The sequence below is a fragment of the Nostoc sp. genome (assembly GCF_036917375.1).
In the GTDB taxonomy this organism is placed as follows: Bacteria; Cyanobacteriota; Cyanobacteriia; order Cyanobacteriales; family Nostocaceae; genus Nostoc.
The window spans coordinates 64,469-87,641 of sequence record NZ_JBALDN010000089.1; the positions used below are offsets into that span (position 1 = coordinate 64,469).

Below are 23,173 nucleotides of genomic sequence, written 5' to 3' on the forward strand. Positions count from 1 at the left end.
CTTAAGATTTTTGGGTTGGCAGACTACTAGTGCTTTGGTGCAAGATGTGAGCCTCCTAACTTCTGATGTAAGTCTTAGAGTAATTCAGGTGTATGACTTCTAGTTATGCGAGGTTCAATCCACCAGGACTGATACGCTGTTAATTAAGGCAAAACTTCTATTAGACAAATTGTAAAATCAATGAATTACCTTGTTGCCGTACTACCAGACCGCATTCAAGCCGAAGCTGCTTACTTAGCTTTAGAAAAAGAAGGCATAAACAGCACTATTTTAGGAAGGGGGTATAAAACGGCTGACGAGTTTGGCTTAATTGACCCCAAAGATCAAGCTAAAAAGCAAGCAAAACAGATGGCAACCTGGCTGATACCATTTGGCTTTTTTGCAGGTTTTACATTCAGCCTGATTACTGGTTTAGATACTTTTGCCTGGGCGGGTGAAGTTGGCAATCACATTGTTGGCGGACTGCTGGGTGCTGCTAGTGGTGCGATGGGTGGTGTGTTTGTCGGTGGCGGAGTCGGTTTACTTGTAGGTGGTGGTGATGCTTTACCTTATCGCAACCGCTTAGATGCAGGTAAATATTTAGTTGCCGTTCAAGGTTCTGAAACTCTGACTCGCCAAGCAACCAAAATATTACGTCAGTTCGATCCAGAAAATATCCAAGGTTATGCCGACACAAATACTGTGTATTGAATAAATCATAGTTTACACATCACGACACAGCGGCTTGAGTTACTTTCCTGTTCTTTGGAGATAGCGTCAGCCGCTGCGATCGCCAACAAATCTCAAGTAGAAAAGCTAACCCAATCTGGACAGGAACTGTAGAAATGGGAATTAAAGCTAGAATCAGGATAGTTATAGCAAATTAATTCTCAATTAATAACTGATAATTTTTAAGAATGTTGCCACGAGAAGAACTTTTAAAAGGTGTTGAAAATCGAGATAGTGTAGCTCGTGCAATCGATCAAGCGGAGCAAGCGATCAAAACTTGGGAAGTGGTTTTGACAGATTTTCTGTCTCCCCCAGAATTGGCAGAAATTCAACGGGTGTTTAATCGATTAACAGAAGTGCAATTGGTGGCGTGGGGTGGATATCCGCAAGCTGAACGCCAAAGAATAGCGATCGCTCGTTCGGAACTTCCCTTAGATCGATCTCAAGTCAGCCTTGTAGCTGTAGAAATTGCAGGTAATTTCCTGTTTGATACCGCCTCTCACCGCGACTTTTTAGGCGCAATGTTGGGGACGGGAATTGTTCGTGAAAAGACGGGAGATGTGATTGTCTTAGGAGAACGAGGGGCGCAGGCGATAGTCGCACCAGAGTTGGTAGAATTTTTGTCAATGAGCCTCAAACAGGTGCGATCGGTTCCTGTGAAAACTCAGCAGATTGAGCTAACAGAATTAAAGGTTCGGGAACCCAAGAAAAAAGAATTAACTACTGTGGAGGCTTCTTTAAGATTAGATGCGATCGCATCTGCTGGTTTTGGTATGTCCCGCAGTAAAATGGTTGATTTCATCGATGCTGGTGATGTCCGCGTCAATTGGAAGGAAGTTACCCAAGCTAGTTCTCAAGTCAAATCAGGCGACTTAATCGCCATTCGCTCTAAAGGGCGTTTAGAAGTTGGAGAAATAGCTGTTACCAAAAAAGAGCGTTACCGAGTTCAATTAACAAGGTATATGTAATAAGTTAGGAGTGAAAAGTTAAAAGTTAGGAATTTTAAATTTACCACTTTCTTTAACTCCTAACCCCTAATTCCTAACTTCTAGCTCCTAAATACTTAGGCTTTAAAGCGTTTCGCTAACATATTCAGTAGAAGTTTGCGCGGTACAAGCCGAGATAATTTGCTTCTAATTTGAGTAGTACTATCAGAGCTAATAACAGTTGGATAGCCTTTATCTAAAGCCTCTAAAGATTCCCAAACCACTTTTTCGCAAGAGTAGACTTTATCTGTACTGCCTGCCAGCGCTGGAGGAAAATTAGCTTCTGCAAAAAAGTTTGTTTCTATTGGCCCTGGACAAGTGACTAAAATACGGACACCATAATGATAATTTTCTGCCCATAATGCTTCACTAAAGCTGAGAATAAAAGCTTTACTAGCAGCATAAACCGAAAGGTATGGTATTGGTTGAAATGCGGTAATAGAGGATACGTTAATAATACTTCCAGAACGACGTTGCCGCATCAAGGGTAAAAATTTATGGGTTAAATCTACCAATGCCAAAATATTTAATTGTACTATTTTGACTTGTTTTTCTCCATCCCCTTCAGCAAAGTCACCATAGGAGCCAAAACCCGCATTGTTGATTAATAAGTCAATGGTTAATCCCTTTGCTTTTGTGGCATCAAATACACTAGCTGCTGCATTAGGTTCTGTGAGGTCTTTTACTATAACGTCTACTTGAATATTGTGTTGTTCTTGTAGTTGTTTAGCTAATTGGCTTAGTTTCTCTTCAGAACGAGCAACTAGTACAAGATTTGTGTTGCGTGCAGCTAGTTCTTGAGCAAAGGCTTTACCAATACCACTAGAGGCACCAGTAATTAAAGCAGTTGGCATTCTACATATTCAGATAATTTTTAAGCACTTATAAATTTTAGCTATCCTGACTATAAGTTTTAACTACCCAAAGTGATATATCCAAAAGGGTAAAAGTAACACTTAGTGACTTTTGGAAACTATATTAATTTTCCCAATATACCAATATGGGAGATTCTTAAATCTTCTTCATCTATATATTGAATAGACGAGTCGATTCTTTCTGGTAATTCTGCGTCTTGGCGCGACCACTCAAATACAAATTTAGAGTCCAAATGCTTAAGATTAGAAAATATCTGCTTCCATTGGCTTCGTCTAATTCGATTTCCCCACCTTGATTGTAATTCTCTCGAATAGTCTTCCTGTTGATAAATAAAGAACTCAAATGGTCTTTCTTTTGTATCTCTGTGATCTAGTAAATCAATCAGATGAAACATAAAGCCATCCTCTGAGAGGCTACTTACAATATTTTCTAAAAGTGGTACAACATCATCAATTGGGACATGCTCTAATACAGATTTGGAGAAGATAAAATCTATTTTTTCTTTAATCGGAACTTTTTCAGATAAATTAATTGGAGCAATGTATTCTATGCCCAAATCTTGTAAGACTTCTACAGATATTTTTTTTAATGAAAATAGTTTTTTTAAACGGAAGCGGATAATATCCCGATCTTCAAATGTAGATAGACTATCTAAGATACTCCAAGGTATAGAATTACACACTGCTTTGAAAATATTTTCGGTTTGTAATAACGGGTAAATATCCGTTGCATAAACCTTTTTTGCTCCAATTAGGTAAAATACTAACGAATGAGTAAGTAACCATCCACTTCCAATTTCAAGACAAACTTTATCACGTAATACATATTTTCCTTTACCAGACTGAAGCAGATAGATAGCAACTTCATTAGCACAAATATCAAGCCTTTTACCTGTAAGAGCTAGCCTACTGGAATGCGTTCTATTATATAAAACTTGATACAGTTCGGACGATCTAACCATCGATTTGATTCGTTCATCAAGGAGATTTCTGACTATATTTTTCATTTGGCACACCTTTATTACTGAATTTAGTGTGAATAAAACACAACCTTATCAACTGTACCAGTAAGATAAATTTCTGTATGATATATAGGTATTTTTTATCAGACTCTTGCACAAATGCAAAATTTGCCTGCGGTATCTTGCTACATCCCTTAACCACTTTTGGGAATTTTGGGTGAGGGATTAAATATGAGGGCTTTTGATTTGTGTAAGAAGTTTATTAAGTTCAATGTCACAAATAAGGATTTTTCTGATAGCGATTCAAATTCATTTTAAATTGCCAATTACCATTTTTCAGACCAATAGATAATTTCTGAAGTGGAACTATTAATAGCAACGCCGTAGCTGTCTCCATGATTCCACTTAAAGCCAGGTCTGCCTTTGTCATCTGTATTTAATACTAATATTTCATAAGTAGCTGGAAAAGATTCTGTAGGAGAATCACTAGTATAGAAGAAAGTTGTCGGCACACCGTTAGGTTGGTTTATGTGGTCGTTTGTGTCACCACCTATATATTTGTGCTTGGCATTATTTCTGTATTGTGAAAGTAATTTTTCTATCTTCTTTGGTGGCTCTTTTAACCTAACTTGAAAAAAACTACTTCCTTGCAAAACTTTAGGAGAGTAAGCAATACGAACATCTTTAGCATCAAGGGGAATCTCATTAGGAAAATGTTTTACTTGGTCATTTTCAGACCATAGTTGATTACGAATTTCTTTGTAGCGTGATGTATCAGTTATAATTTTAGGCTCGCTAGTACTGTTAAAAGTTGTTCTCAGAAAAAAGCTTCCCCCGACAATACCAAGACTGGCAAGGGCTAATATAAATTGCGATCGCTTCATCAAGTTGGGTGTATCTAACTTTCATAGTCATATACCCAACTAATAAACTAAATTCGTACTATTGCGGATATCGAATCAGAGATATTAACAGAAACTTTGTGTATTTAGAAGAAAATTGGGATAATTGTAAAATTAATGTGAAGTTCGTCAATCATTACCTAGTCAAATACCGTAGGTAATCCTCATTGAGGTCAGTATTACGGTTTTAGCTGACGAAATCAATTGCACAGCTATCCATTTTTTTTCAATTCTTCCTGATGCAGCAATAACTAAAGCGGATATATAAATAGTAGATGCACCTTAATTAAATCACAGCCCTCAGCTTTTAGTTGAGGGCTTTTTTTTATTGCTGATATTTTTATTCGAAAACAAAATAAATTTGCTCAAAAGTCTAATTTTCCCGGATATAGCACAATACAGTTCAGTTAAGCTTTTTTCTCTCCCCCTGCCTCCCCTGCCTCCCCTGCTCCCCCTGCCTGCCTTAACAGATAAATTTGCTTAACTGAACCGTATTGGGATATAGCAATAAATAAAGCGGATTAATAAATGGTAGATGCACCTTAATTAAATTACAGCCCTCAGCTTTTAGTTGAAGGCTTTTTTATTGCTAATACTTTTTGACGTGAAGAAAATAAATTTTATGAAAAGTCTAATTTTCCCGGATATGGCAATAAATAAAGTGGATTAATAAATGGTAGATGCACCCTAAGAATTTACAGCCCTCAGCCAAAAGCTGGAGGCTTTTATTATTTAAATATCGATGGCAGCAAACTGGGAGCTAACCACACTGCATAACCAATAAATCCAAACAGCAAGGTAATTAGGGCAGTTATGCCGTAGCTGATGCAAATTAATAAACCGTCAGATTCGATGGTGGCAACAGTCAAAAGTAAAATACCGATAGTCGGGATAGGATTTGTAAAAGGAATTGGTAATATTAGTAATACTGTTAATAAAGAGATACAAAACCCATTAATTCGCCAAACTAAAGGATTATGAGCTATTTTTGCTAATCGGGGACGGGCGATTTTCTGGAAAACTTTGGTAAGCCGTCCCAAATTTTGCAAAAGTAACTGGGCGAAGGAACGAGGAAATTTGTAGTTAGCGATTCTTTTCGGTAGCCAAGGCGATCGCCTTCCTAAAACCATTTGCACTGACAACAGTAAACAAGCACCACCAAATGGGCCAGTTAATCCCGGTGGCATAGGAAGTAAAAAAGGCAAAACTAATAATGTAATTACCAGGCTAAAGCCCCGTTCTGAGGTTTCTGTCAGAATATCGCCTAGGGTCAGCGGTTGTTCAGCTAGGCGTTGCAACAGGGACTTTATATCTTGAGAAAATCTCAGATGCATTTGGCGTCAGTTGATGCGAGTTCCCACTTTGCAGTAGAGGAAGATGAGGGAGAATAACTTCTAACTCTGCCAATAATTTTAGATTTTGAATTTTGGATTGAGGGAAAATCTAAAATCTAAAATTGAATGACTCCTAACTCTTGCTTTCTGGGGGTACAAAAACAGCTATAGCTTTAGGTATAACCCGAAAATGAGCAGGTGTGTAGGTAGTAATTTCACCATCTGTATTAATAGGGCGAGGTTTGCGAGTATGTATCTCTATTTCTTGACCTTGATGGGAGCGTACACTCTGCCAATGTATATGTCGCCCTTGTCGCATTGAAGGTAGTAATAATACAACCTGCCACCAGTGTTCAATCTCCAAGCTATAAAGGTCTAGCCTTTGATCGTCTATTGTGGCATCGTCAGCTACTGCCATACCACCACCGTAATAGCGGCCGTTACCGACTGCAATTTGCACTGTTTTGACGCGAACCAATTCACCGTTGATCGCAATTTCTGCTGTAAAAGGTCTGGCTTCCAAAAGCACTTGCAATGCAGTGGCAGCGTAGGCAAATACTCCCCAGCGGCGCTTAACTTCTTTGGTAAGTCGTTGGGTAATTTTTACACTCAATCCCATACTAGCAACGTTAAAAAAGTGCTTGCCATTCACACAACCCAAGTCAATACGCTGTAAATGTCCATCTGCAATAATTTTGCAAGCTTCGTTGAGGGAATTAGGGATTTCCAAAGTTCTCGCTAGATCGTTGGCAGTTCCTAGAGGCAAGATTCCTAAAGGTAATTGAGTCTCAATTAAAGCGTCTACGGCAGCATTTAGAGTACCATCTCCTCCGCCAATAATTACCAAGTCAACTCGATCTTTATGGCGAAGTATGACTTCAGCAAGATGTTTGGGATCTTCTGTAGACTCCTCAATTAAATCAAAGCCAAATGTTTTCAGACTTTGAATCGCTTCCGATAGACCCTTTTGCCCTTGGCGAGCATGACGATTTACTAACAGCAGTGCGCGGGAACTCATGGGTGGTACCTTTTGTTGTTGATATGTCCAATTATCCGCATCTATGTATTCTGCTTGATGTTGACTAAAAAAAAGTGTTTATGCTGTGATGAAAGTTATCAAAAATTCATTTTCATAACACTTATTATATTGTGACTACTAATTTTTAATTTTTCTTTTTCTTTAGTTTAGCTCTAATAGCCCTCAGTGTGTTTATCTTCAAGAAATATAATTATTACTCCTCAGATAAATGAATTTTAAGTGTTTTTTTTCATAAAATAGCAAATTGTTCAAATATTATTATGCCAAATACAAGAGATATTTTTCATTAAAATAGATACATTTACAGTAGATGGCAACTTTGTGATGTACAGATTATTGTCAGGGCACAACAATGTTCATAGGTGTCAACTTAAGCTAAAAGCTTTGTCAAACTCTCGTTTCCAGCCTCTGGGCTGGAAATGCACTTCAATTGCGGCTCTGGCGCCAGCAAGGGAGGCGGAGCCTCTAGAACAGCATTCCCAGCCTGAGACTGGGAACGAGACAAACGCTGTTTATAGCGCTTCTGTATTGAATCTAATACAGTGCTAGTTGCTTGCTTAACGGCGGGAAATCCCTATCTTCATTTGGAATTTTGCTTTTATGACTTTTTCGGGTCGGTGTCGCCACCAATAATTGCTTGAAACACGTCCCCTAGTAAAAAGAAAAATGCCGCAACTAACACTACAAGCATTAAACCCGCAAGAGCCGCAAAGGGAGAGATGATAAACAAGATTAAAAGCGCAAACATCAAAATCTTTAGTAATGTCTTATTCATCTTTTTTCATATTGAATAATATGTAAGTATTTAGGCATAAATTTTAAGTTTGTAGTAAGGATTTTAGTCCTGATAATCCTTGCTCTGAGCGATAAATCGCTCATTACAAACTAGGATTTTATTTTATATTTAATTATGTCTATCTACTTATGTTCTCTATAAATAATCGATGACTTAACAATCTGTCACCTGTCTTCTGTTAGATTTAATCTGTGCGCGCTTACTTTTGTGGTCAAGGCGTTTTCTTTGAGAACTGCGGGTTGGTTTAGTAGGTTTACGTTTGATTGTCACGACAACTGCGCTTTGAATGAGTTCTTGAAGTCGTTTCAAGGCTGACTCGCGATTGTTCTCTTGGCTTCGGTGTTCCTGGGCTTTAATTACCACTACTCCTTCTTGGTTAATGCGGCGATCGTTGAGCTTTAAAAGCTGTTGTTTATAATAATTGGGTAATGATGAAGCCGCAATATCGAAGCGCAAGTGGATCGCGGTAGAAACCTTATTTACATTTTGTCCTCCTGCTCCTTGGGAGCGAATTGCAGTGATTTCAATCTCAGTCTGTGGGATAATAACATTATTGGAAATTTGCAGCATTACTCACAAGAAAAAAAAGAAACTTGTAACTTTGGGATAAACTTTCTTTACTCGGTTTGCTCGGTTAAATCTATCATTACATCTGGGTCTTCATTGTTGTTCAAATTCACTTCTAAAGTCTGTCCTTGGATTGTCACTTTATCGCCCGGTACTAATCGCCGTCCTCGTCGAGTTTCCAGCATCCCGTTTACTTGGACATCACCGCCTTGAATCATCAGCTTGGCTTGGCCTCCAGTAGGCACTATACCCATCAACTTTAAAAATTGATTTAACTTAATTGTGTTGTCTCTAATTTTCTTCATAGTAAATAAATGTACACAATCTTAATTGTATCGTGGTATTCTCAAGCCAAAGCGTAAATTTGTTACACCACATAATCAGCTAAGTACAGTATTTAATTAATTCGTAGCAAATTTAATTTGCAATACCCTGCAATAGCATTGTGTTGGCAAACATTAGACTTATTGCAGAAGTGGGGTTAAGGGGAAAGGGAAAAGGATGAAATTTTCCCAAACCTAGTAACCTTTCACATGCACCCCAAGGTCAAGGCAAAAGTTACTTTTGCAAGATGTCTATTTAACAAAGTCACGCTTTTAGGCAAAACTTTGCTGAGAAATGTGAATTTATAGCAGTTTTCATTTAATTGAACTGTATATGTTGTAAAAGCACAACAATGCTGTACCTCTACTGTGTGGTGTATTGACCTGAAAATTGCTAATTTTATTAGTTGGAGTGATGGAGCAACGCCGATAGCGAGTCCGCGAACGCGAGTGCGTCATAGCCCGTCGTAGATATCGCTCTAACAAAAACTGTAATACCAGTTATTATCTATAATGTTGATCGACAAAACTGCCAGATATGGGCTAAAAACTAGTCTGGAAGGTTCTTTTAGTGTGTTCAGGGGACTGGATCTATGATTAAGCTTGGTTTATTGGTACAGTCCCAGAATAACTCTTTGGGTATCGGAAAAGTTACGGAAATATCTGATACCAATGCAAACGTGGAGTATTTCTGCTCTATAGGCCAACGTCTCCAAAAAACTTTACCTTTAAGTTCGCTCTCTCAAGTCAAGCTGGAACCCCAGGCTCGATGCTATATTAAGTCCCAAACTCAGGATAAGTGGATAGTTGGCAGAGTTTTTATCTGGGATGATGATACAGAAATGTATCAAATTGATTTACCAGATAAGAAAACTGCGATCGCATCTGTTGAAGATATTTACGTTCGGTGTAATCTACCAAATACAGACCCCATCCAAACTCTGGCGATGAAAGGTCACGAAACGCCCTATTTCCACGACAAAAGATTGGCTTTCGTGAAATCCTTGACTCAGCAACGCGCTGTGAGTCGCGGGATGACAGGACTGATTTCGGCAAATATTAATCTTTATCCTCACCAAGTTGAAGTAGTCAGGCGGGTACTGGAAGATCCAATTCAACGCTACTTGCTAGCAGATGAGGTGGGACTGGGAAAAACCATCGAAGCGGGTGCGATTCTCCGTCAATTCCTCCTCGACGAACCGAAAAAAGGTGCGGTGGTCATAGTTCCGCAATATTTACTCAAACAATGGCGGACTGAGTTAGAAAACAAGTTTTACATCTCCCATTTTGGCAAACGGGTAGCGGTGCTGGCGGTTGAAGATATTCATAAAATCAACCTGAAAGCAAGGATAGGCTGCTTAATTTTAGATGAAGCTCATCACATCGCAGCAATGGCAACCTCTAAGGATGCAACAGTACGCCAGCGTTTTCAGACTTGCAAAGAACTTGCTCATAAAAGCGATCGCTTACTTTTATTATCTGCCACTCCGGTTCTCAATCACGAGCAGGATTTTCTGGCCATGTTGCACTTGCTCGACCCGACAACCTATAAAATTGGCGATTTAGCAGGTTTCCGCGCCAAAGTTGAAAGCCGTCAGCAAATTGGTAAACTTCTGCTTTCTTTTAAAGAAGGTGCAGAACCAGAGGTTCTCAAAAGCAACTTGCAGCAATTGCGAAAACTCTTGGCTGAGGATGAGTATTTACTGAAGCTGGCGGATGATTTAGAAAATTTACCAGCAAATTCTACCGAGCAAGAGCAAATCGTCCAAGCGATTCGCGTCCATGTCAGCGATATCTATCGACTACATCGACGAATGCTTCGTAACCGTCGCGCTGCGGTAGAAGATGTGATATTCGATCGCAACTTTACACCGAAAGAAGAGTACGATTTAGACGAGCGATCGCTTGATATCCACGAACTCCTCAATCAATGGCGGAGTGTTGCTCCTGCTGAAAAGCCATATCAGCGAGTTTTTCTGCTGTTATTTCTCGCTGCTGGGACTTGGTTAGGCATTTTAGAGCAGGTAATTACGGCGCGGTTAACTGGTAAGCCTCATGCTAAACTCATCCACGAGTTTAAAGAAGATGATATTCGCCTATTAACTACAACCCCCAAATTCTCAGGGGAAGAAGAGATTCTCCAATCCTTACTAAAAATTATTCGTCAACCTCAAGAGGACGGACAACGGACGGAAAATTTAAAAACAGTGCTGCTGAATCAGCTAGGTACTTACTTTAAAATTCCCGCAAACGTTCGGAAGAATCAAAAAGAATTCATCACGAGAATACAGCAAAGAATCAAGAGACCAATTACTGGCGATATTCTGCCCAAATTTATTGTATTTACCAGTTTTGTGCAAACTTGTGGCGAAATTGTTCGGTATTTATCTGATACCTTTGGTGCAGAGACAATAGCCAGCCATCAATTGGGAGAATCACCAGACAAAGTTGAGGAAGGCTTAAATCGGTTCAAGAATAATCCAAACTGCTTTATTTTAGTATGCGATCGCTCTGGAGAAGAAGGACGTAACCTCCAGTTTGCCGATTGGTTAATTCATTTTGACCTGCCTTGGTCGCCTAATCAATTAGAACAGAGAATTGGCAGACTTGACCGCATTGGCAGCAAAATTGGCATCCAATCTAGTGCCTTGATTGGCCCCTACTTGGAAGATAGCCCTCACAATGCTTGGTATAAAGTCTTAAAAGATGGGTTTGGTATTTTCCAACAATCAATTGCCAGTCTCCAGTTTTATGTTGATGAGAAACTTGCAGAATTAGAAACAGTTTTGTTTCAATCAGGTGCAGCTGGATTGTTAGAGATGGTTTCACCAATTCAAGAGCAAATTGAAGCGGAAATAGCCAAAATTAGCGAACAAAATGCTCTAGATGAAATTGATGCCAACGATGAAATTGCTACCGAGTATTTTCAAGAACTAGATAATTATGATGCTCGTCATCTAGAAATGAAACGAGCAATTGAAGGCTGGATTTGTGATGCACTGGGATTCAGAGGACTGAATAACCCCGATTCATCAGAGATGCGACGTTATCAACCGACAACGCGGACATTGGTGCCGATAAATGATTTACAAAACCGTTTTGCTGAGAGTTCCCTAGACCAATTTGGTACTTATAATCGCAGGGTGGCAAACCAAAATGCTGGTGTTAAACTCTTTCGAGTTGGGGAAGGATTTGTCGAAGCACTCTCGAACTATATCAATTGGGATGACCGAGGTGAAGCCTTTGCTCTGTGGCGCACTGATGCATCTTGGGACGCGAAAGAAGGGAAGGAGTGGTTTGGTTTTCAATGCAATTATGTAGTCGAGGCAAATTTAAGAACTGCCAAACAAGTTTTACTAGATAACAAACTAGATAATTCTCAATTCAAAAACTTGCAGCGCCGCGTTGATGCTCTATTTCCGCCAATTATAGAAACTATCTATGTTGATGGTCGTAAGGAGCCAATACATGCTGTTGAGGATAAAGCGCTCTTAAGTATTCTGCAACGTCCATATAAAGACAAAAACAATAATCAAGGACGAGATTACAATCTAGCAAAAGAGCGCTTAGGAATTATTGACGATTTTGTTGACCCTAGTAAATGGCAAAATTTTTGCTATGAAGTGCGTAACGCTTCTGCGGAATTACTTTCAAATCGTCCCGATTTTATTGACTTATGTCAAAGTTGTGCTAAAACCGCCGAAAAGAAATTAGCCAATAGAGTAGAACAATTACGCCTACGTTTAAATCAGCAAACTTGGGATAATGCATTAGCTGAAGAATTGAAAATAGAAACTGCTTTAAATGCAGCCATTCTAGAGGGAATTCGCCAGCCGCTTCTGAGGCTTGATTCTGTAGGTTTTATTGTTGTATCGGGGCGATCGCTTGTGCAATTTGAGTGATATGGTGTGTGATTAAGTAGCTTTGGTAATTCTAATTGAGAGCTTGATATCTCCGATTTTTTAAAGAAGTCGGGGATATTTTTGTTGTGGTTTACTGATGACATTGCTATAAAAACATATACAGCACGTTTCAAGTACAATACAGTTCAGTTAAGCATTTTTTCCTTCTCTCTGGGTTCTCTGTGCCTCTGTGGAAGCCTGCGGCAAGCCGCTGACGCTCCTTCTCTGCGAGACGCTACGCGAACGTTGCTACCGCTTCGCTAATGCGTCTACGTTAAAAAATTGATTTCACAAAGGGTTTTAGGCTTAACTGAACCGTATCGATCCATAAGTCACATTTTTCTTAACAATCTTGAAACGCTTATTTGATCGGTATCTCGAACACCGAAGTTTCATACTAGACAAATTAGCTATTAGGATTGTCTCTAAAATTAGATTTTTATTGAGAATGAATAAGGTTTAGAAAAAACGCGACTATTAGGCAGGGTGTAATCACATCGCAGTATCAAAGAATTCACAAACAAAAGGAGAACCGATGACTGATAAAAAGGTCGTGCTAGTAACAGGAGCATCATCTGGATTTGGGCAATTAACGGCTCAAAAGCTGGCTCAAGAAGGTTACTGGGTCTTCGGTACCAGTCGTAAGGAACATCCAACTTTAGAAGATGTGGAAATGTTGACACTTGATGTTACCTCCGAGTCTTTAGTACAATCCTGTATCAAACAGTTGCTCGCGCGGACTAATCGCATTGATTTATTGATTAACAATGCTGGACAAATTCATGTCAGCATGATTGAAGAAACTTCTTTAGAACAAGCCAAGGAGGTTTTTGAAACCAATTTTTGGGGTGTTGTCCGGGTTAGCAATGCTGTTTTGCCAGTTATGAGACAGCAGCGTAGTGGGCATATTATTAATATCAGTTCAGTGGCGGGATTGATTGGCGCACCAGGCCAAGGTTTTTACAGTGCAAGTAAGTTTGCACTCGAAGGTTATAGTGAAGCATTGAGTGTGGAACTAGACCCTTTCAATATTAAAGTGTCTTTAATTGAGCCTGGTTACTTTAAGACCAACTTCAACCACGCCATGTTGTCACCTACATTGAATTACGCTGATTACGATAATGTACGCGATGTGATTCGCTCAACTGTTAGTCAAGCAATTGCACAAGGCGACGATCCTGAAAAAGTCGCACAGACGATTCTATTTGCTGCTCGTAGTCGGTCGCCACGATTACGGTATCGTGTTGGCAATGAGGCACAATGGCTGCCTCGCTTAAAAGCAATATTGCCAGATAACTTATTTCGATTTGGTGCGCGCAAGCGGTTAAATTTACCATAAATCACAGCCAAATCGACAACGCCCGATATCACACGCTCAAAGAAGGTGCTAGGGCTAAAGTTTTTGTCAAATCGGTAAGAAGAACGCGATCGCAAAGGTTAAACAATTCTGCCTCAGTAGAAGTATGTCGCATCAACCGTAAAAAATGACCTTCAGTGTCAACACTCAGGGCAATGTAGTTGAGGAACATTTTCAGGTAGCCGACGCGCGATCGCTCTGGCATAGTTGCTGCTGTGGGGGTTTGCCATAAACGATCGATATAGTTGCGTACCTCCGCTAAAGGAACGGGTGCAATCGGCTCGAAACGCAAAGCTTGCCGAATTTGATTAAAAAGCCAAGGATTCCCAATCGCCCAGCGTCCCACCATCACACCCGCCGCGCCCGTTTGAGAAAGCACTTCCACAGCAGTTGTCGCCGAGTTGATATTGCCATTAGCAAGTACTGGACAATGGACTCGTCTAACGGCTTCAGCGATCAAATCATATTTCACTGCCCCGTGGTACATATCTTTTACCGTGCGACCATGCAAAGAGAGCAAATCAATGCTGTGGCGATTGATGATATCTAGAATTTTGTAAAAATTATCTGTATTTTCAAAGCCTACACGCATCTTGACCGTCAAAGGTCGGTCGCTGACTGCCTGCCGCAGTTCTCCTAAAATTCGATCCACTTTTTCCGGCAAGAGTAGCAATCCACCCCCAACATTTTTGCGATAGATTCTAGGTGCTGGACAGCCCATATTCAAGTCAACTCCAGCGATATTATAGTTGCAGAGTTCCTTTGCCGTTCTGACTAAATCTGGAATACTTTCGCCAATCATTTGAGCAAAAACGGGACGACCCGTGTCGTTTTCGGTGATTGCTGCCAGAATGCTACGATTGAGCCGTGAGGTATCATTGACGCGGAAATATTCGGTGAAAAAGTAGTCAGGGCTGCCGTAGTGGGCAATCACCTTCATAAACCAGAGGTTTGTCACATCCTGCATGGGCGCAAGAGCGGTGAGGGGTAAGTGTGGATGAAACGATTGGGGGAGCGATACCTGGGGCATAAAGATGAAGAGCGATCGACAAAGCTCACTGTTAAATTATAAATAGCTAGACGTAAATCAATTAAAGTTTGTAGTCAGGACTTTAGTCCTAATTATCGTTGCTTTGAGCGATGAATCGCTCACTACAAACTAGGAGTTTATTAGTAATCTTATTCAACAATTTTTTTATCAAAACTAACTAATACCACAAGCTGCTAATTTTACAGTTAAAGCATCGGGGTAGCGCCACGGTTGAGAACCACCAATCCAAATACGTGAGGGTAAATGACCGATTGGTGCTTTTAGACTAAAATTGAATTTCGAATTTGCATAACTAGAATTGTATATATGCCAACCAACTTGATTACAAAAAACTCCATACTCTCCATTCACGTTTTTGTAAATAAGTGTCTGGATGCTAAAACCAAAGCGTTTCTGACTGTAATTCACCCATAAAAGGTCAATGGCTTGCAAATCTTGACAGGGAAGTTTTTCAAGATCGCTACTAAATATATAACTCCCTCTAGGCTTTGCTAGTGCTTGACACATTAGTTCCCAAGTTTCTTTATCTGCTGATTCCCATTTTCCTTTTGTTAATAAATCACGTAAATGTGTATAATCAATAGTATTTACTGTACGATAATTAGAAATATTTGGCAATTTCTTTGGTTGTTGCTCCAGTATATGTAAAACTTCTGTTGCCGATTGGAAGCGTTGCGAAACGGCATTTTGTAAAAGTTTATCTAAGATTTCACAGAGGTGAACGCTAACAGTATTCTTTGCTGGTAAATGTTCTTGCCATACCCAGCGATCGCTAGCAATATCGAACAAATCAAAGGGAGAAACATCGGTAAGCAAGTAAATACATGTTACACCCAAGCTGTAAAGATCGCTGGCTGGTAATGCCTTTCCTCGCATTTGTTCGGGAGCGATATATTCTGGGCTACCTACTATGGTGCCTGTACGAAGTTGCTTCATGTTATTAGCGAATTTAGCAACTCCGAAGTCTATTAATACCAGGTCTCCTCGACCCGAACGGCGCATAATATTTTCCGGTTTAATATCTCGGTGGATTACTTGTCGGGAATGGATAAATTGCAGTGTGAGCAATAAACTTTTTAATATCTCCCAAATTTGCGGTTCTTGAAAAACGCCCTGTTTTTGTAATTCCTGGGCGAGTGTTTGTCCATCTACTAGTTCCTCAACGATATAAAACTTTTGATTTTGTTCAAAATGCGCTAGTAATTTGGGTATTTGAGAGTGTTCTAGTTCATTGAGACGAAGGGCTTCTTGATGAAATAAATTGACTGCCTTATGCCAAATCTCAGTATTTTCCTTTTGGAAACATAGTTGTTTGACCGCACATTTGGGTTGATCTGGAAGATGTTCATCAATAGCTAAAAACGTTCTCCCAAAGCCACCGCTTCCAATGACCGCGAGTGGACGATATCGCTGTTTAAGTAATAATTCTTGACCACAACTATTGCAAAAACGAGAACTGTCAGAATTTTGTGGACGTAGGCAATCAATATTGACACAGTAGCTCATACTACAGGAGTTTTATTTATTGGAATTACTATATATAAAGTATTCCCATTAAAAAAGCACTCTTACTAGTAGAAAAAACAGCGATGCCTACGGTGGTCACTGAGCTTTGCCGAAGTGCGGGCTACGCCTACGCACTTTGCAAGTTTTGGCATAGTAGCAGTGTACTGCTTGTTTCACGCGATCGCTGCTTTGGTGCAACTTCGACTTTTTGAATTTTTTATCAAATACAAGTGTCAAAAGCTACTTAACCCAACGTTTAGTTGCCTCTGCAATGCGTTCCCCAAAGCGCAGTGAAGTCAGATAATCGCCCGAATCTAGCACTGGTTCTTTACCACTCATATCGAGTTGACTTTGACCCATTACACCTAGAAATCCTCCCAGTCGATTTATCCCATCATCTTTACCAGATAAAAAGCTTTGCAAGTCTCCCACATTTACCCAAATCATGCCATGTTGGGCTGCGTTGGTAGCTAAATAGAGGAGTGTACCTTGTTTATCACCACTAGGAGAGCTGGAATGGGTAAAACCCCCAGCGATTTTGTCTTTCCATCCGTGTCGGAACCAAACTTCGCTAGCAGCATCAATAAATGCCTTGAACTGAGCTGCGACACCACCCATATAAGTAGGAGAGCCAAAAACAATTGCATCAGCTTGATTGAGAGTTGCTATTACCTCATCATTCTTCCAACGACCATTGACTATCTGCTCTCCAGTAATCCGTAGCAGTTCAACGGTGGTGTCTTTAACTTTACTTGCACCTTCAGCAATAGCTTGGGCCATAAGATGAGTATGACCTGCACCAGAAAAATAGATAATCGCAACGGTGGGCATAGGAGGTTTAGTTAAAATTTTGACTGAAACTGAACGAGAAATATCATAAAGACTACTGGCTTATAAAGTAAAGCAGTCAATCTTAAAGTCATTTCTGTTATTCTTCTAAAAGAAAATTCTTTTGCTCCAAGTCTTTCTCCTATTTATATTAACCAGGTATGTGTCTCAATGATGTAGCGATTGACCGTGCCACCCCCGGTGATGTTACTGGAATCGTCAAATTGGCCCAAGCCAATGACGCAGAACATGGTGGTATGTTGTTAGGTCATCTTGAGCCAGAGGCTGTGATGATGACTATCTCGCAAATGCCGAGCGTTGTAGCTCGAAAAAATGGTCAAGTTGTAGGATTCTTACTCAGCTGGTCAAAGACAACTGCTAATTTACCAATTATAAAGGTGATGTTACAAGCCTATCCTGGTACAAAAGATGCTTACTTATATGGCCCCATTTGTGTTGATGAAACTATGCGTGGGCAAGGTATTGCCGCGGTAATGTTTGCTAAGTTGAAAGATTTTCTACCAAAGCGGGAAGGAATACTGTTCATTAAGGCAAATAACAAAGCATCACTTCAAGCACATCAAAAGATGGGTATGTGTAAGATGGCAGAGTTCATCTATGAAGGCACTGAATTTTTGATATTTGCGTATAATAGCTAACTACTTAATAGATTCTTTTTGAGTCTAAACTGAATGGCTAATCTGGATAATTGAAGTTATTTACTACTTGCTTAATCTGGAAAATGACACAAGAGTTATTAGCCAACAGCTAAGAAATTTATTTCATGACGGAAAATGGGGCTTGATGGTGTAAATTATTTATCCATAAGTCTGTAATCTGCTTGTGTTAGAATCCGAACCTCTATGCATTTAATCAAAGTATCAATTTTGACATTCTTAGTCACTACATTTTCATTTGTTCAACAAAGCCGTGCTGATACCAGTGCGCCACCCATTAAGAAACAGGTTCAGGAAGTAGCACAGTGGTTCACTGGTTTTTTTGATAATGCTCAACAGGTTGCTAATAGCCCCACTGTGCCATTAATTACCATATCAAGTTGTAGTGTACAACTGGATGGTACTAATCCTCTGGCTGAAACACAGAACGTTTATCTAGAGCAAGAAAGCCCAGGTTTTGAGCGGCTACGCCTTTATTCTTTTAATCAAAGAAATTCGGCTGTGAATCTAAGTATTAGCAGCTTTTTAAATGAAAATACTGTACGCGGGTTATGCAATCATTCTCAGTCTAGGCGACAGCTTAGTATTAGCAATGTTGAGAATAACGCATGTAATTTGCAATTATTTTGGGAGCAGAACAGCTACATTGGGAACAACGCTCCCAATGGCTGTATAACAAATAATGGCTTCAAAGTAGTTTCTGATATAACTATTGAGCAAAGTAGCATCGACTCCTTAGACAAAATTTTTGACAAGAAAGGCAATTTACTTGTGGCCACACCCATCGAATTCCGTCGAGTTAATTCTGTTCCAGAACCCTCTGTCATATTCGGGTTGCTGGCTTTGGGAATTTGGAGTACAAAAAATGCAATTTCAGATCGGCAAAAACAGAAATTAAAAAAGAATAAAATTTCTATTTAAAGTTAGCGATCGAGGGCAATAAGGCTCTAAGCTTTAGCTGACTAACCTAAGCCGAATCAATGTGACTGGCGTCCAATAACTAAACATTCATTTTGTACCCTGGTAAGCATATCGTTAAAAGCAGGAGTATAAGAACCATCTTGATCGACAACCCTACGGAGAGTATACTCACCAGATCGAGAAAGTCCGCCGAACCAAACGTTATTTCTGTGCCAGATATCTCCATCGAGAGAATTTTTGTCTTGGGACATTGTGAAACTGACAATCGATTTTGGAACTGATATTCCTAGAAAAACAGGTGTGACTTGAGCTTGTTGCAAAGTTTCATCTTCAAATTGAATTTTGTAACTTACTTTAAACCATTGAATTGAACGTAGTAATATCCAGCCAGCAATCGAGTCATGAAAAGTCCACTGTAACGGCGCAAAGATTGGTAAAAGCAAAGTTCTATTTTCTATATCCCATTCTAAATTGTACATAGTAATACAAGTATCTGGCAGTGGATTGCCATCCATAAAAAACACACCCTTAAGAACAGATGGTAAGTTTGTTTCTTTGATTGGAATCATCCAGGTTGCAATATTATTAAGTTGTTTTTTTTCAATTAATTCAGCCATATAATTTGTAATTATTTCCTTTGAGCTAAAAGAATACCTAAATTTTTAACGAACCGAGTTAGAGAAAATCTGAGTAATCTTGTACTAGAAAAAGAGTAAAATCAACTCAAAAAACCAGAACAATTACCAACTTATAATTCCGCACGAGAAGTAAAGGAGCGCAGATGTGCATTGGTGTCAACTTAACGTGAAAGCCAGCGTAGAACAAGCTTTTAGATATTGTCTTGTGTCTCGTTCCCAGTCTCCGACTGGGAATGCCGTTCTAGAGGCTCTGCCTCCCTTGCTGGCGGCAGAGCCGCAATTGAAGTGCATTTCCAGCCTATAGGCTGGAAACGAGATTTGAAATAGGCTTTCAGCTTAAGTTGACACTAATGACAGCTGTGCGCCCCTACTGAAAGTCTCTTACTCACAGTCGTTGAGCAAAACCTTGTAGTACTAAATTATTAGGAGTAACAGCAGTCACTTTTTCAAAATCCCACTTGACTTCTGTAATTGAGTCCCATTGATAGTTGTGGAACAGATGTAAACAGAAAATTTTGATAAAGCCAATTGATAAAGATTTACCAGGACAGGCTCGTTCATGCCCTTCGCCGTTCCAAGATAAAATATCTGAAAAATTCCGTGTTAGGTCAAAATCATCTGGATTTTGGTATCTATTGGCATCCCGATTAGCTGTAAGAATAGAGCCAAGCAAGCGAGTACCTTTTTGGAATGGACATTTTTGTTCTCCAATCTCAACTTCACCCGCTTCAGTGGTGAGTTGGCTAACAAATCGCACAGGTGGATAGAGACGAGCCGTTTCTAGAATCACTTGATTGAGAAGTGTTGACTTTTCTAGAGCGTCTAGGTCTAAAGTTTTCTTGCCATTCCAGACTGCATTCACTTCTGACACTACATCATTTCTGAGAGTATTATCTAAGCAAAGAACACCAATCACAGATCCTAAAAGCGCACTCGTGCCGGCAGTACCAGCAATATGAATCATATCGAAAAGAGTATTAGCGATTTGGTGTTCGTTCAACTGATACTGAGCGCCTGTTTCAAAGTAAGATGCCCATTTAGCTGATTGTTTATATCGGTTAGTTAAATATTGACGATGCCGAATTCTTGGCGCTGTTAATATTGCCAGCAAATACTTGCTGATAAAATTAGGCAAGGATGCAAAAGCCAAACCTTTAATGTAACTATCGGATGCTGTGATTTCTTCCTCAGATAAAGATATCTGAAAAACCAGTTGATGCAAACTCGACAGCATAATCTTTGGCAAATCGTTGCCGATGTGTAATTTGCCTTGTTTAGCAGCTTCTAACAAGCTTTGCTCAACTAAATCCCCTAAAAAGTCTATCTGCTCTGACGGTTCCGGTAAGGCTTGTAAGATTACAGTACGTAGTCCTGTGTGTTCGTTACCGTTCGTTCCCAAGCTCAGAGGATTATCCAGCAGGTAGCTAGGAGCTAATATTCTGATGATGCCTAAATCATTTCCTCGCAGTTGGGGTTGGGTTTGCATTAGTTCTCTCACCTGCGAATGAGAGGAATGCATAATTGCTTGGTCTACTGCAAAATACTTGTCTCCAATATTATCCTTACGGATGTAGAGAAAGTCCCGCCATGCGTTGAGCATGATTGAGGCATCCATGTAATAAAAAATCAAGCGGAGAAACTTGCCGATCGCAGTATCGTAACCTACTTTAGCTAGTATAGGTGCAAGCCAAAGCTGGCGATCGTGACCTTTGAGGACTTTATCTTTAAGTGTCATAGTATTTATTTTGAGTCATTTGTCATTTGTCTTTAATTCAGATATTGATGCTCTGAGGAATTTTAGAAGGAAGTAGATATTCATAGGGTGGACGGTGCAAATTACGTTGCTTGATGGTATCCTCTACCTGTTGAAGATTAATCTGGAATGCTTGTAGCAATGGTTTTACTTTCTGGTCTGTAAAGTATCCTTGCTGATAATCGCCCAGCTTGTTGTAATACACAGACCCCAATAAGCTGAGTAGGTTGTATTGCCGTTGCGCCTGATCTAAGGGAGGGAGCAAATTAAGGTAGTCTTGCTCAGTAACTTCTCTTTTGAGAGTAGAGGCTGGTAAATAACCTGCCAATGGTATGGCTGAGGCGTAGCCCATAAAATCTTTTTGCGGAAAGTTAACCGCTGCGTGTTGGGCGCTAGCAGTGAAAATAATCAGCGTAGTGGCATCAATCAGATAATTGAGCGTTTTGATGCCTCCATCTTCGCCAAAATCAGGGATGCGACCACCATCGTAAGCTGGGATTTCGGCTGCCCACGCTTGCAATGCTCTGTCTTTTTGAATGTCTTCATCGGTGGTGTAGTAAAGGTTCAGGTAGTCTGAAACCCATTGATGAATGGCATCCCAGACTAATAGTGCATCATCTCGGTAAGGATAAACAGGCAAGAGGTTGGTATCGTCTACACCGCGCTGTTGGAATTGTTTAGGTAAGATGGCACTGTTAAAACCATAGCTTTGCAACCCTAGCACTGCTAAAACGCGAGAGTTATCGATTGATGATGAGAGTAATCTATCGACACCACCGCCTGGAGCTATGAGAATCCGTTGAGCGGCATCGTTAATTGCTAAAGTGCTGTCAAAATGTGGGTGCAGTAAAATTCTTAGGGGATGGGTAAGTGGCAGTTGTCTTGCGGTGGCGATCGCAAAAACACCAACAAACAGGTGAGTTCTTGCTAGATGAGTAACAGCTTCGTGGTAGTTGGCATCTGCTATTTGGACTATTGTTTTGGCAAAAAGCCAAGAGTATTTACCGGAGTTAGGGGTAACAATTGGATAATCTGAACCTGGGGTTTGACCGCATTGAATGGCTATCGGACGCAATAAACGGTTGGGGTCTGAGCCTTTGGGTAAGGCAAACAGTGCTAGGGGAGCATAGAGATATTTTTGCTCGTGTGGGAATGTACCGTTGACCGCACCATCTAAAATTTTATAGTCAGCTAAGTAGAGTCTGCCTTCAAGTCCGGCTGCTGCTAATGAATCGTCAGCTCCCATCACTCCTTGGTAATGTTCGTCTGTGACTGGGAAGCGATCGCCTGGAGTATTTACTCGCGCGATCGTGACGGGATTGTAGCCAGCCACTCGCATGTAGGCAAATACTTCATCTTCTTGGTAAGTTTTAGCGATCGCTGGCACACCAATCACCGGAAACAAATTTTCGTAGTCCTTAAGACTGGTTGCATGTCCTGTCGGCTGTCCTTCGTATAAAAGGTTAATTATCCTATTTAGAGCATCTCTGAGGATCACAAGGCCGTTTTCTTTCAAAATAGAATAAAAAAGATCGTCAAGTTCTCTAACATCCTTAGAGATGCCATTGAGCAAAAACTGAGGGATAATTTGCAGGATTCTTGCCAGAATAGTGATTTTTACTGGTACTGCTCCCTTGAGTAAGGCTTCTAAAATAAACCTTTGGACATCATCACGAATCGATTTAGAACCTTGATTGCCTCTGTTAACAATCAAGGTATTAATAAACACAACTCGTAACTGCTGGGCTAATAAAAAATACCAGTTAGTGGTGAACTCTTCGGCAATAGAAAGCCGATCCAGCATCGCAATTGATGGAATATGAATGTAGTTATATTGATACTCTTGCCTAGCTATATCTAAAGTATGAGTACTTGATGAGCTGATTGAATTTTCTGGTGATGAAGCAGTCATTGACTCTACTCATGTTTAGTACGGGGAACTTTTATAGTTTAGGATAAACAGGTTTGAGTTCCCTAAAGATATTATCGCAATCAAGTTTAAAATTACGCTTTTTCTAATGAAATTTTCTGGATTTTCTCAACTTTTG

At 40.0% G+C, this 23,173-nt stretch carries 20 protein-coding genes; 6 read left to right on the top strand and 14 right to left on the bottom strand.

Features of this window, described 5'->3' with window-relative positions:
- Positions 1-180: 180 nt before the first annotated feature.
- On the top strand, positions 181-690 hold the full coding sequence (locus V7K45_RS22840) for a hypothetical protein (protein ID WP_292861784.1): 510 nt from the start codon (positions 181-183) through the stop codon (positions 688-690).
- Positions 691-896: 206 nt separating this feature from the next.
- A complete protein-coding gene (locus V7K45_RS22845; protein ID WP_322683416.1) occupies positions 897-1,676 on the top strand; it encodes a photosystem II S4 domain protein in 780 nt (259 codons plus the stop codon).
- 95 nt (positions 1,677-1,771) lie between these two features.
- Here V7K45_RS22845 and V7K45_RS22850 read toward each other — a convergent pair whose 3' ends face one another.
- The 8 genes from V7K45_RS22850 to V7K45_RS22885 form a co-directional block, all read right to left on the bottom strand.
- A complete protein-coding gene (locus V7K45_RS22850; protein ID WP_335007262.1) occupies positions 1,772-2,548 on the bottom strand; it encodes an SDR family NAD(P)-dependent oxidoreductase in 777 nt (258 codons plus the stop codon).
- Positions 2,549-2,667: 119 nt separating this feature from the next.
- Positions 2,668-3,576 carry a hypothetical protein gene (locus V7K45_RS22855; protein WP_335007263.1) on the bottom strand — a complete coding sequence of 303 codons (909 nt, stop codon included), beginning with the start codon at positions 3,574-3,576 and terminating at the stop codon, positions 2,668-2,670.
- 281 nt (positions 3,577-3,857) lie between these two features.
- Positions 3,858-4,415: a hypothetical protein gene (locus tag V7K45_RS22860; protein WP_335007264.1), complete on the bottom strand. Its 558-nt coding sequence runs from the start codon at positions 4,413-4,415 to the stop codon at positions 3,858-3,860.
- Between the two features lie 746 nt (positions 4,416-5,161).
- A complete protein-coding gene (locus V7K45_RS22865; RefSeq protein WP_335007265.1) occupies positions 5,162-5,767 on the bottom strand; it encodes an exopolysaccharide biosynthesis protein in 606 nt (201 codons plus the stop codon).
- A 133-nt stretch (positions 5,768-5,900) separates the two neighbouring features.
- Entirely contained in the window at positions 5,901-6,785 is an 885-nt protein-coding gene (locus V7K45_RS22870; RefSeq protein WP_335007266.1) for a lipid kinase, read from the bottom strand.
- Positions 6,786-7,404: 619 nt separating this feature from the next.
- Positions 7,405-7,581, bottom strand: a complete 177-nt coding sequence (locus tag V7K45_RS22875; protein ID WP_335007267.1) for a hypothetical protein — start codon at positions 7,579-7,581, stop codon at positions 7,405-7,407.
- A 174-nt stretch (positions 7,582-7,755) separates the two neighbouring features.
- Positions 7,756-8,172 (bottom strand): alternative ribosome rescue aminoacyl-tRNA hydrolase ArfB, encoded by a 417-nt coding sequence (arfB, locus tag V7K45_RS22880; protein ID WP_334895409.1) that lies wholly within the window; start codon positions 8,170-8,172, stop codon positions 7,756-7,758.
- A gap of 47 nt (positions 8,173-8,219) precedes the next feature.
- On the bottom strand, positions 8,220-8,474 hold the full coding sequence (locus V7K45_RS22885) for an RNA-binding S4 domain-containing protein (protein ID WP_322638696.1): 255 nt from the start codon (positions 8,472-8,474) through the stop codon (positions 8,220-8,222).
- 611 nt (positions 8,475-9,085) lie between these two features.
- On the opposite strand from V7K45_RS22885, the gene dpdE reads away from it, so the two are divergent.
- On the top strand, positions 9,086-12,394 hold the full coding sequence (gene dpdE / locus V7K45_RS22890; protein WP_335007268.1) for a protein DpdE: 3,309 nt from the start codon (positions 9,086-9,088) through the stop codon (positions 12,392-12,394).
- 535 nt (positions 12,395-12,929) lie between these two features.
- Positions 12,930-13,733 carry an SDR family NAD(P)-dependent oxidoreductase gene (locus V7K45_RS22895; RefSeq protein ID WP_335007269.1) on the top strand — a complete coding sequence of 268 codons (804 nt, stop codon included), beginning with the start codon at positions 12,930-12,932 and terminating at the stop codon, positions 13,731-13,733.
- 28 nt (positions 13,734-13,761) lie between these two features.
- Here V7K45_RS22895 and V7K45_RS22900 read toward each other — a convergent pair whose 3' ends face one another.
- The 3 genes from V7K45_RS22900 to V7K45_RS22910 form a co-directional block, all read right to left on the bottom strand.
- Positions 13,762-14,781 (bottom strand): tRNA-dihydrouridine synthase family protein, encoded by a 1,020-nt coding sequence (locus V7K45_RS22900; protein ID WP_335007270.1) that lies wholly within the window; start codon positions 14,779-14,781, stop codon positions 13,762-13,764.
- Positions 14,782-14,955: 174 nt separating this feature from the next.
- Positions 14,956-16,308, bottom strand: a complete 1,353-nt coding sequence (locus V7K45_RS22905) for a serine/threonine-protein kinase (protein WP_335007271.1) — start codon at positions 16,306-16,308, stop codon at positions 14,956-14,958.
- Between the two features lie 240 nt (positions 16,309-16,548).
- Positions 16,549-17,139 (bottom strand): flavodoxin family protein, encoded by a 591-nt coding sequence (locus V7K45_RS22910; RefSeq protein WP_335007272.1) that lies wholly within the window; start codon positions 17,137-17,139, stop codon positions 16,549-16,551.
- Positions 17,140-17,297: 158 nt separating this feature from the next.
- Between V7K45_RS22910 and V7K45_RS22915 the strand changes: the two genes are divergently transcribed.
- Positions 17,298-17,795, top strand: coding sequence for a GNAT family N-acetyltransferase (locus V7K45_RS22915; RefSeq protein ID WP_335007273.1), 498 nt, complete (start codon positions 17,298-17,300; stop codon positions 17,793-17,795).
- A gap of 204 nt (positions 17,796-17,999) precedes the next feature.
- Positions 18,000-18,734 (top strand): chromophore lyase CpcT/CpeT, encoded by a 735-nt coding sequence (locus tag V7K45_RS22920; protein WP_335007274.1) that lies wholly within the window; start codon positions 18,000-18,002, stop codon positions 18,732-18,734.
- 56 nt (positions 18,735-18,790) lie between these two features.
- Here the strand turns inward: V7K45_RS22920 and V7K45_RS22925 are convergent, their stop codons facing one another.
- From V7K45_RS22925 to V7K45_RS22935, 3 genes are all read right to left on the bottom strand, one after another.
- Positions 18,791-19,351 (bottom strand): hypothetical protein, encoded by a 561-nt coding sequence (locus V7K45_RS22925; protein ID WP_335007275.1) that lies wholly within the window; start codon positions 19,349-19,351, stop codon positions 18,791-18,793.
- 406 nt (positions 19,352-19,757) lie between these two features.
- Entirely contained in the window at positions 19,758-21,107 is a 1,350-nt protein-coding gene (locus tag V7K45_RS22930; protein WP_335007276.1) for a cytochrome P450, read from the bottom strand.
- Between the two features lie 37 nt (positions 21,108-21,144).
- A complete protein-coding gene (locus V7K45_RS22935; protein WP_335007277.1) occupies positions 21,145-23,037 on the bottom strand; it encodes a lipoxygenase family protein in 1,893 nt (630 codons plus the stop codon).
- Positions 23,038-23,173: the final 136 nt, after the last annotated feature.